This is a genomic window from Mesorhizobium sp. P3_A9 (assembly GCF_056402975.1).
Genome location: NZ_JBFUGJ010000218.1, coordinates 1 through 10,385, shown reverse-complemented (window position 1 = coordinate 10,385; position 10,385 = coordinate 1). Strand labels below are relative to the sequence as shown.

11 protein-coding genes are annotated in these 10,385 nt (G+C 63.1%); 3 read left to right on the top strand and 8 right to left on the bottom strand.

Going from position 1 to position 10,385, the window contains the following annotated elements; all coding sequences use genetic code 11:
* The 3 genes from AC1DX0_RS24170 to AC1DX0_RS24160 all read left to right on the top strand — a co-directional run.
* Window positions 1-1,111, top strand: a 1,111-nt coding sequence (locus AC1DX0_RS24170) for an arabinose transporter (RefSeq protein ID WP_477357085.1), incomplete at its 5' end; no start/stop codon positions are given.
* A gap of 57 nt (window positions 1,112-1,168) precedes the next feature.
* Window positions 1,169-1,939 (top strand): SDR family NAD(P)-dependent oxidoreductase, encoded by a 771-nt coding sequence (locus AC1DX0_RS24165; RefSeq protein ID WP_477357083.1) that lies wholly within the window; start codon window positions 1,169-1,171, stop codon window positions 1,937-1,939.
* Between the two features lie 105 nt (window positions 1,940-2,044).
* Window positions 2,045-2,410 (top strand): YybH family protein, encoded by a 366-nt coding sequence (locus AC1DX0_RS24160; RefSeq protein ID WP_477220496.1) that lies wholly within the window; start codon window positions 2,045-2,047, stop codon window positions 2,408-2,410.
* A 121-nt stretch (window positions 2,411-2,531) separates the two neighbouring features.
* Here AC1DX0_RS24160 and AC1DX0_RS24155 read toward each other — a convergent pair whose 3' ends face one another.
* From AC1DX0_RS24155 to AC1DX0_RS24120, 8 genes are all read right to left on the bottom strand, one after another.
* Window positions 2,532-2,834, bottom strand: a complete 303-nt coding sequence (locus AC1DX0_RS24155; protein WP_027051844.1) for a DUF982 domain-containing protein — start codon at window positions 2,832-2,834, stop codon at window positions 2,532-2,534.
* 112 nt (window positions 2,835-2,946) lie between these two features.
* On the bottom strand, window positions 2,947-3,927 hold the full coding sequence (locus AC1DX0_RS24150; protein ID WP_477220495.1) for an ABC transporter ATP-binding protein: 981 nt from the start codon (window positions 3,925-3,927) through the stop codon (window positions 2,947-2,949).
* Between the two features lie 8 nt (window positions 3,928-3,935).
* Window positions 3,936-4,895, bottom strand: coding sequence for an ABC transporter ATP-binding protein (locus AC1DX0_RS24145; RefSeq protein WP_477220494.1), 960 nt, complete (start codon window positions 4,893-4,895; stop codon window positions 3,936-3,938).
* A complete protein-coding gene (locus tag AC1DX0_RS24140) occupies window positions 4,892-5,863 on the bottom strand; it encodes an ABC transporter permease (RefSeq protein ID WP_477220493.1) in 972 nt (323 codons plus the stop codon). The genes AC1DX0_RS24145 and AC1DX0_RS24140 overlap by 4 nt, the downstream gene beginning before the upstream one ends.
* Window positions 5,863-6,879 (bottom strand): ABC transporter permease, encoded by a 1,017-nt coding sequence (locus AC1DX0_RS24135; protein ID WP_477220492.1) that lies wholly within the window; start codon window positions 6,877-6,879, stop codon window positions 5,863-5,865. The genes AC1DX0_RS24140 and AC1DX0_RS24135 overlap by 1 nt, the downstream gene beginning before the upstream one ends.
* A 39-nt stretch (window positions 6,880-6,918) precedes the next feature.
* Complete coding sequence (locus AC1DX0_RS24130; protein WP_477220491.1) at window positions 6,919-8,580, bottom strand: ABC transporter substrate-binding protein; 1,662 nt, start codon at window positions 8,578-8,580, stop codon at window positions 6,919-6,921.
* Window positions 8,581-8,598: 18 nt separating this feature from the next.
* Window positions 8,599-9,495, bottom strand: a complete 897-nt coding sequence (locus AC1DX0_RS24125) for a proline iminopeptidase-family hydrolase (protein ID WP_477220490.1) — start codon at window positions 9,493-9,495, stop codon at window positions 8,599-8,601.
* Window positions 9,496-9,550: 55 nt separating this feature from the next.
* A partial coding sequence (locus AC1DX0_RS24120; RefSeq protein WP_477357081.1) for a leucyl aminopeptidase family protein occupies window positions 9,551-10,385 on the bottom strand: 835 nt, incomplete at its 5' end.

The following is a 10,385-nucleotide window of genomic DNA, read 5'->3' as shown; positions in this document are numbered from 1 at the left end:
GTTCTGCGGCTATCTCTGCGTCGGTCTGCCGCTTCCGGTGCTGCCACTGTTTGTCCACGACAAGCTCGGTTTCAGCAGCCTGGTCGTCGGGCTGGTCATCGGCATCCAGTTCCTGGCCACGGTGCTGACGCGCGGCTATGCCGGGCGTGTCACGGATCAGCAAGGCGGCAAGCGCGCGGCGATCCAGGGTGCGGTCGTCTGTGCGTGTGCCGGGCTCCTCTATTTCGTCTCCGCGCTGCCCGGCCTGTCGCCTGCAACCAGCCTCGCCATCGTAATTGTCGGCCGCCTGACGGCCGGGTTTGGCGAGAGCCAATTCGTCACCGGCTGTGTCTCATGGTCGATCGCCTCTGTCGGTCCGCAGCGCGCCGGCATGTCGATGTCCTGGACCGGCATTGCGATGTTCGCGGCCCTTGCCGTCGGCGCGCCGGTCGGCATGGCGCTCTACCATGCCTATGGGCTCGATGCCGCCATGGTTGCCTGCATCGTGGCGCCACTTGTCGCCGCCACTGTCGCCTTTGGCTCGACATCCTACATGACGCCCGGCGGCCAACGACTGCCCTTCTACCGCGTCGTCGGCCAGATATGGCGCGAAGGTCTTGGCCTCATGCTGCAAGGCGTCGGTCTGTCCGGCCTCACCGCCTTTGCCTCGCTCTATTTCGCCGCGCATGGCTGGAACCACGCCGGCCTGGTGATGACCGCTTTCGGCATCGGCTTCATTCTCATGCGGGTCTTGCTCGGACATCTGCCCGACAGGATCGGCGGCTATCGCGTCGCTTTGTGGTCCATGGTCATCGAGGCGATCGGACAGCTGATGATCTGGAGTGCCCCGCATGAGAGCCTCGCACTGGCTGGCGCCCTGGTCACCGGGCTGGGCTGCGCGCTGATCTTTCCGGCTCTTGGTGTCGAAGCCCTGAAGCGCGTCCTGCCGGCAAACAGAGGCAGTGCGATGGGCGCCTTTGTCGCCTTCCTCGATATCGCCTACGGGCTCGCTGGACCTGTCGCGGGGTTCGTGGCCGGCCAGTTCGGTTATGCTGCCGTTTACCTGCTTGGCGCGGCCAGCGCGTTGCTTGGCGTGGTGTTGGTCTCCACGGCTCGCAGCCGCGAAAACTGATCGTCGAACACCCATCATCGCCGCGCACCAATGCGGTCCGTTTCAAGGAGAACCGACATGTCTCGCATCTTCATTTCCGGCTCGTCCGCCGGCCTCGGCCTGATGGCGGGCGAACTGCTGATAAGCCAGGGCCATCAGGTCGTCCTTCATGCTCGCAACGCAGTTCGCGCCAGCGACGCCCGTCGGGCGTTGCCTCAGTCCGAAGCGATCGTGGAAGGCGACATCGAGACAGTTGCCGGYGCCAGGCAAGTTGCCGCGCGCGTCAATGAACTTGGCCGCTTCGATGCGGTGATCCACAACGCTGCCGTTGGCTATTGCGAAAGCCATCGCCTGACGGCCGACGGTCTGCCGCATGTCTTCGCCATCAACACCCTGTCAGCCTATATCCTGACCGCATTGATCGAGCGACCACACCGGCTCGTCTACCTCAGCTCAGGCATGCACCATCACGCCGATGCCAATCTCGACGACATCCTGTGGCGCATGCGCCGCTGGAACGGTTCGACCGCCTATGCCGAGAGCAAGCTGCATGACGCGATGCTGGCATTCGCAGTGGTCCGTCGCTGGCCTGACGTGTTGTCGAACGCGCTCGAACCGGGCTGGGTGCCGACAAAAATGGGCGGCCCCGGGGCGCCCGACGATATGAAGCAGGCGCACCTGACTCAGGCTTGGCTCGCCGCCARCAACGAGCCACAAGCCAATGCAACCGGTCGCTATTTCTATCATCTGCGCCCGTTGGCCGCCAACCGCCAGGCCGACGACAAGGCGCTTCAGGATCGTCTGCTTGAAATCTGCGCCGAACTTTCCGGCATCACGCTGCCTGCCTGAGCCAGAATGCGGGCCCGAAGCTGATCCAGAACATTCCGTGAGCTGTCACGAATACAAAAGGGCATTCTACGGTAGGATCTGGTCGAAGCAGAAGCGAAGGCCAGCATGGGCGATTCAGTCGCAAGAAAACCTGTCTACGATCCGCAGGATCTGGAGCCGCTGCTGATTTCGCGGCAGCATGCCGGCGATGTCGACGGCATGGTCGCGCTGTTCGAGGCGGATGCGATGATCGACTGCGGCGGCGGACGTTTTCTGCGCGGCCGTGAAGCCATTCGCGCCTACTATGCCGAGATTGTCGCGTCCGGACGGAAGTTTGCGGTCGGCGAACAGCGCCCCGCTCTGATTTGCGGTGACCTCGCGCTCACCTCGACCCGGCTTCCTGACGGTGACATCACCAGCGAGGTTGCCCGGCGGCAAAGCGACGGCTCCTGGCTTTGGGTGATCGATCGCTATTCCGTCGCTTGGGATTAAGGCATTGGCCCCGGACCAACCGGTTGCGCCGTCCGGAAAGCCCGGCCGGCGCTGCCACCGCAGACACATCGAACGTCCACCGCGACCACTACGGACGCAGTCCTTCAGCAATCCGGTGCGGCTAGCGCCGCAGCGCGTATACGCCCGCCATGGTTTCGCCGGCGACCGGCAGCGCCATGTCGTCGTCCAGAAGCCGCGTGATCCGGGCAAAGCCGGTGAAAGCCTTCCGTGCCTCCTCCGCCGACATCTGACCCGACAAAGCTGCCGAGCAGCAATTCAGCGCGCACTGATACACTGGCCCACGTCGTCCCGTCGGCCATTTACGCAAGAAAACCATCGCCTCGGCGACACTATCCACTTCTTCTACAGGGTGTCCCTGCCCGCGCGAGATCCGCACGGGCGAAAAGAAATGCAGGTAGTCCATCGTTTCCTCCCGGTCGATCGCGATGCCGCTCGATCGAACCTTATGAAACGCACCTTCTGCCGGTTGGTTCCAGGCAGAAAACAGAATCTTTGAAAAATCTTTTGGTCACCGGCTAAGCCGTCGGGAAGTGGCAGGCCACTTTGCGGCCGGGTTTATACTCAATCAGTTCCGGCCGCTCCGTGCGGCAGCGCTCAACGGCGATCGGGCATCTCGGGTGGAAACGGCAGCCGAATGGCGGCTTGAGCGGGCTCGGCACGTCGCCGGTCAAGATGATGCGCTTGCGCGTCCCGCTCGGCGTCGTCTCCACGACCGGAACAGCCGAGATCAGCGCCTGGCTGTAGGGATGAGCCGGGGCTGCAAACAACTCCTCCGCCGGCCCTTCCTCGACGATCGAGCCAAGATACATCACCGCGATGCGGGTCGACACCTGACGCACCACGGACAGGTCGTGGGCGATGAAGATGTAGGTGAGGTTCAGTTTTTCCTGCAGATCGGCAAGCAGGTTGACGATCTGCGCCTGCACCGAGACGTCTAGTGCCGAGACCGGTTCGTCCAACACGACGAGATCAGGGTTCAATGCAATGGCCCGCGCTATGCCGACGCGCTGGCGCTGGCCGCCGGAGAATTCATGGGGATAACGCATGACATGGTCGGGCAGCAGTCCGACGAGGTCGAACAGTTCGGCGACGCGCGCGGTGATCTCGCGGGACGACAGCTTGCCATGGATGCGCAGCGGCTCGGCCACGAGGTCGCCGACGCGCCGGCGCGGATTGAGCGAGGCCGACGGGTCCTGGAACACCATTTGCAGGCGCCGCCGCAACGGCCTGAGCTCGGACAGCGACTTCGAAGTGATGTCTTCGCCTTCGAACAGAAGCTCACCGTCGGTTATGTCGTAAAGCCTCACCAGGCAGCGCGCCAGTGTGGACTTGCCGCATCCGGATTCGCCAACCAGCCCGACGGTCTCGCCACGCCGCACGGTGAGCGAAACATTGTCGACCGCATGGACGGTTCGCTTGCCCTCGGCGGAAAAGCGGCTGCCGATCGAAAAGCGCTTTCCCAGCGAACGCGTCTCGAGGATCGGGGTATCGGTCATCGGTCCGCTCATGCCTGTGCTACCCGGTAGCACGCCGCGGCATGAGTGCCGATGCCAAGGTCGGGCTTGCCGGTCACGCAGGGCTCGTATTGAACCGGACAACGCGGACCGAAGGCACAGCCTTGCGGCAAGCGCAGCAGCGACGGCGGCGAGCCGGGAATGGCCGGCAAGCGGCGCGGCTTTTCGCCGGTCAGCGGCGGGATCGAGCCGAGCAGCGCACGCGTATAGGGATGTTGAGGATCGGAAAACAGCTCCATGCGGCTGCCGCGCTCCACCACGCGGCCGGCATACATGACCATGACCCGGTCGGCGAGTTCGGAGACGACGCCCATGTCATGCGTGATGAAGACCACAGCCGATTTGTGCGTCGCGCGCAGCTTGCGCACGAGATCGAGGATGCCGGCCTGCACCGTGACGTCGAGCGCCGTGGTCGGCTCATCCGCCACCAGCAGCGCCGGATTGCACGACAGCGCCATCGCAATCACCGCCCGCTGGCGCATGCCGCCGGACAGCTGGTGCGGATAGCGCGACATCGCCTCGTGCGGGTTGGGAAAATTCACCTCGGCCAGCAATTCTTCGACGCGCTCCATCGCCTTGGCTTTGCTGATGCTGCGATGCGCACGGATCTGTTCGGCGATCTGCCAGCCGATCGTGTAGACCGGCGTCAGCGCCGTCATCGGATCCTGGAAGATCATCGCGATCTCGTTGCCGCGCAGGCGCCTCAGTTCGCGCGGTGGCAGCCCGACGAGCTCGCGGCCCTTGTAGCGGATCGAGCCTTCGATGACCGCGTTTGGATCGGTGATGAGGCCCATCACGGCCAGCAGCGACACCGTCTTGCCCGAACCGGATTCGCCGACGACACCGAGGATCTCGCTTTCTTCGAGGTCGAAGGAAACACCATCGATGGCCCGCACCAGGCCGTCATTGGTGCGGAAGGATACTTTGAGGTCGCGCACCGACAGTATCATGATGTCCTCAGGCGCGGATCGAGCAGGATGTAGACGAAATCGACGACCGCATTGGCGACCACCACGAACATGGACGCATACATCACCGTCGCCATGATCATCGGCAGATCGAGGTTCTGCAGCGCGTCATAAGTGAGCTTGCCGATGCCGTTCAGCCCGAACACCACCTCGGTCAAAAGGGCAGAGCCACCCACCAGGGCACCGAAGTCGAGACCGAACAGAGTAACGAACGCAATCAGCGACGTGCGCAAGGCGTGGCGCAGCAGGATGCGCGTCTCCGACAGGCCCTTGGCTCGGGCCGTGCGGATGAAGTCTTCCTGCATGGATTCGATGATCGCCGCGCGCAACACGCGCCCGTAAATGCCGATGTAGAGAATGGCCAGCGTGATCCACGGAATGACCAGGGTCAGGAACCAGCCTTTCGGATCGTCGGAGAAATTCTTGTAACCGAGCGGTGGCACCCAGGAGAACGCCCAGCTGTCGTGGTAGCGGCTTTGGGTGATCAGGTTCATCACCTCGCCCAGCCAGTAGACCGGCATGGAAATGCCGAGCAGACCCAGCGCCATCAGAAGCTTGTCCAGCCAGCTGCCGCGGGTGGCGGCGGCAACGACGCCGATGATGATGGAGACGACCACCCACAGGATCGCCGCCCCGAACACCAGCGACAGCGTGACCGGTATCGAATCCATCACCGCCGGCACCACCTTCCAGCCGCGATTGACGAAGGAGGTCAGGTCGCCGGTGACGAAGATCTTCTCCATCATCTTCACATATTGCACGTAGAGCGGCCGGTCGAAGCCAAAGCTGTGGCGCACGGCTTCCAGCACTTCGGGCGATGCATTGCGGCCGGCGATGCGCGCCGCCGGGTCGGCGCCCGGCGTCGCGAAGAAGATCAGGAAGACGATGACCGAGATGCCGAACATGACGAACAGCATCTGACCGAACCGGCGCAGGATGGCGTAAAACATCAGTCGCGCCCCAGCCGAACCTTGGAACGCGGATCGAGCGCGTCGCGCAGACCGTCGCCGAAGACATTGAGAGCCATGACCGAAACCGCGATCGCCAGGCCCGGCACCAGCGCCACCAGCGGCCTGGTGTAGAGCAACGCCTGCCCGTCCTGGATGATGGTGCCCCAGCTCGCGGCGGGTGGCTGCACGCCGATCGACAGGAAGGAGAGCGCTGATTCCGTCAGCATGTTCAGTGCCATCATCAGTGGCACGAAGACGATGAGCGTGGTGGTGATGTTGGGCAGGATGTCGCGCCACAGGATGCGCCACCCGGGTACACCCAGATTGATCGCGGCGAACACGAATTCGCTATGGCGCAGCGACAGGACCTGCCCGCGTATAGGGCGCGCCACATAAGGCACGTAGACGATGCCGATGATGATGACCGGCAGCCACAGACTGCCGGACTCGATCTCGATCGGCCCGATCCTGATGCCTTGCGCGATGGTGACGATGGAAAGCGAGATCGCCAGCAGATAGATCGGAAACGCCCACAGCACGTCAAGCAAGCGCGACAGCACCGTATCGGTGATGCCGCCGAAATAGCCGGCGATCAATCCCGCCGCCGTGCCGATGATCAGCGTGAAGATGGTGGCTGCCCCGGAGATCAGCAGCGAGCTCAGCCCGCCATAGAGCATCCTGGCCATGACATCGCGCCCCTGGCTGTCGGCGCCGAGGAAGTAATTGCCGAGCCGCCAGGTCGGGCCGAGCGGCGTGTAGCCAAGCCCTAACCCCTCGGTCGACTGTTCCATCACCGGAACATCGACGCCGTCGATCTGGATGACGGCGTCGAGCGTCGAGGCGAACGGGTCCACGCCTGCCCATTTCGCGTAGAGAGGCGCACTGAGGCAGGCAAGCACGATGAGGAGGAACACGGCCAGGGATGCCATGGCAGCCCTGTCCGTTGCCAGCTTCGCAAACGCGACGGCCCAGGGGCCTCGCGTCTTGCGCGGCATGGCGACAGCTTGGTTCGACACGGACGTGTCCCTCCGCCGTTCGTTACTGCACCCAGGCCATTACTGTACCCAGGATTGGGTGATCATCCAGTTGAACTGCCGGTTGAACTTGAAATTGCCAACCCGTTTGCTGACGAAGTCAAGCCGCTTCGGCGTGAAGAGGCCGACGGCAGGTGCCTTGTCCGTGACCTGCCTGTCGATTTCGGCCCACATCTTGTCGGCGGCTTTCTGGTCGGTCACGCCGAGGTCCAGCGCCTTCTGCATCTTGGCGTCGATGTCCTTGTCGCAGAAGCCGGCGATGTTGATCGAAGCATCCGAACCTTCACGGAAGGAGGCGCAGCTGAACAGGATGTTCAGGAAGTCGGATGCCGCAGGATAGTCCTTGTACCACTGGGTGACCGACATCTGCACCTTGTTGTTGGTGTTCTGGATGTAGGTGAACTGGATGTTGGACGAGATCGGCTTGACGTCGGCGACATAGCCGATGGTGGTCAGCACGCTCTGCAGGTAGACGCCGATCGAGCGCGAAATGGCGGTGTCCTCGACGATGATCGTCACCTTCTGGCCCTTGGTGCCGGATTCCTCGACGAGCTGCTTGGCCTTGTCGAGATCCGGCGCCGACCATTTTTCACCGGGGTTCTTGGTGAAGGGGCAATAGTCTTCATGGCCGGGGAAATCCGGCGGCAGGACCTGGCAGACCGGCGAAGCCAGCACCTTGCCGCCGAACAGCTTGACCAGCGTGTTGCGGTCGATCGCATAGGCAACGGCCTGACGCGCCTTTTCATTGTCGAACGGCGCGAGGCGGTTGTTCAGCGGCGCGTACCACCATGCCGAAAGCGGCGAGATGTGCAGCTGGTCCATGGACTTGCTGCCAAGTTCGCCCAGGCGGTCGCTCGGCAATGCGTCGAACATCCAGTCGGCTTCGCCGTTCTGGATCGCGGTGACGGCTGCTTCCTCGGACAGGCCGAAATCATATTGTACGACATCCGGGTAGCCGTCCGGCTGCGCATCCTCGCTCCACTGCTTGAAATTGGGATTACGGGACACCGTCATGCCCTTGTTGGGGTCAAAAGCGGAGATCATGTAGGCGCCGGTGCTGGGGATGGGCTTGGAGCCCATGTCTTCGGCAGGCGTGTCCGCCGGCAGCACCACGGCATGCGGCAGAGCAAGCTTATAGAGGATCTCTGCATCAGGCTTAGTGAGATTGAGGGTGATGGTGCCGGCGGCTTCATCGCCGACAACGCCACCGTCCAGCGTGCAGCTCTTGGTGTCGGCCAGGCATTTGTCGGCGCCGACGATGCCGGCATAGAAGGTGCCGGAGGTCGGCCCGGAAATCTTGAAGATGCGCTGGAAGGAGGCGACGACGTCCTTCACGCCAACATCCTGGCCGCTGGAGAACTTGATGCCCTTGCGCAGCTTGAAGGTGAAGGTCTTGCCGTCATTGCTGACTTGCGGCAGCGCCTCGGCGAGATCGGGAACGATGGTGAAGCCGTCCATGCCCTCAGCCTTGCGGAAGGCCACTAGGCCGTCATAGATCGGCTGGTATATCTGCCAGCCCTGGTCGGTATAATTGATGTGCGGATCGAGCGTACCCGCCGCCGAGCGGGCCAGAAGACGGATGGTGCCGCCTCGGTGTTCTTTCAGATATTCGGCCTGTGCCGGAGCCAGCCATGAGCCGGCCAGCAATGCCGCGGCTGACGCCGCAAAAAGCAGTTTCTTCATGTCTTAGTTCCCCTTTTCTCAGTTGTCGTCCAGGAAGTCTCCMACCACCCGCATGCACGCCTCTTGCTCCTCGACATGCGGCATGTGGCTGGAATGCTCGAATATCTCCCAGTGCGATCCTTTGATGCCGTCCTTGAACGGCTGCACGGTCGCTGGCGTGGCCTCGTCATAGCGACCTGATATGATCAGTGTCGGAACATCGATGGCCGGCAAGCGCTCGACGATGCTCCAGTTCTTCAGGGTTCCGATGACGTGGAACTCGTTCGGCCCGTTCATCAGATGATAGACGGTCGGATTGCGTGCGATCTGGGCGAAGGTCTCCGTCACTTCGGGCGGGAAAGGCACGCGGCAGACATGCCGTTCGTAGAACCGCATCGTCGCTTCCTGGTAGGCCGGATCGTCCGTCGTGCCGGCCTGTTCGTGGCGGGTCAGTGTCTCCTGCACATCCCCAGGCAGGTCGGCGCGCAACCGGTTGGCCTCCTCGACCCACAGCTTCATCGAAGCCGGCGAGTTGGCGATGGTCAGCGACTTCAGGCCCTTCGGTCGCGTCACCCCATATTCGGCGCCCAGCATGCCGCCCCAGCTTTGGCCCAGCACGTGGAAACCCGCGCGGATGCCGAGATGGTCGACGAGGTTTTCAAGCTCGTCGATGAAAAGCCGGGGCGTCCAGAAATCGGCACCTTTCTCAGGCAACAAAGTGGAGTTGCCGCATCCCAGTTGATCGTAGTGGATGACGGCGCGGCCTCGTCGGGCGAGCAGCTTGTAGGCATCGACATAATTGTGGGCGGCACCCGGCCCGCCATGCAGGATCACGACCGGTGCCTTGTCGGCATCGAGTTCGCCGCTGATCCGATACCAGGTCTCGTAGCCGCCGAAGGTGGCCCGCCCCTCCCTGCCAATGATCTCAGACGACATCCCGATTTCCCATCCCGTTTGAACGCATCTCGTTGTTGTGCCTGACTGCAGGCGCCTAGTTCACCCTGGCCTGCACCCACTCTTCCAGCATCTGCACGCCGAAGGCTGTGGCGCCTTGCCTGCCGAGCGGCCGATCGGTGTCGGCCAGTTCCTTGCTGGCGATGTCGAGATGCACCCAGGGCCGGTCTTCGGTGAAATGGCGCAGGAAGGCCGCCGCATAGGGAGCGTCACCATCTTCCATGTCCTTGGCATGGTGCCGCAGATCCGCGAATGGCGATTGCAGCCCCTCATCGTAGGCACGGTCGAGCGGCAGTCGCCAGAATCGCTCGCCGACCGTTTCGCCGGCAGCGATCATCTGCGACGCGATGGCATCGTCGGTGCTGAAAAGGCCGGCGAAAATCGAACCGAGGCCGCGCGTCACCGAATAGGTCAGCGTCGCCAGATCGACGATCACCGACGGATTGAAACGCGTAGCCGCATAATGCAGGCAGTCGGCCAGAAGCAGGCGTCCTTCCGCATCCGTGTCGAACACTTCCACGGTCTGACCCGAGGCGGTCGTGATGATGTCGCGCGGCTTGAGCGCAGTACCCGACGGCATGTTCTCGGCAATGCCAAGCACGCCGATCGCATGCACCGGGCTGCCTTGGCGGGCGAGCGCGATCAGCAGGCCGACGACAGCCGCCGCACCGCCCATGTCGGCCTTCATGTCGAACATCTGCTCGCCGCGCTTGATGCAGAGGCCGCCGGAATCGAAACAGACGCCCTTGCCGACGAAGACGAGTGGCTGGGAGGGAGCCCCCTTGCCGCGATAGCGCAGGACAGCGACCCGTGGCGGCCGCACCGAGCCGGCACCAACCGCCAGCAGCGCGTTCATGCCGAGCTCTTTCAGC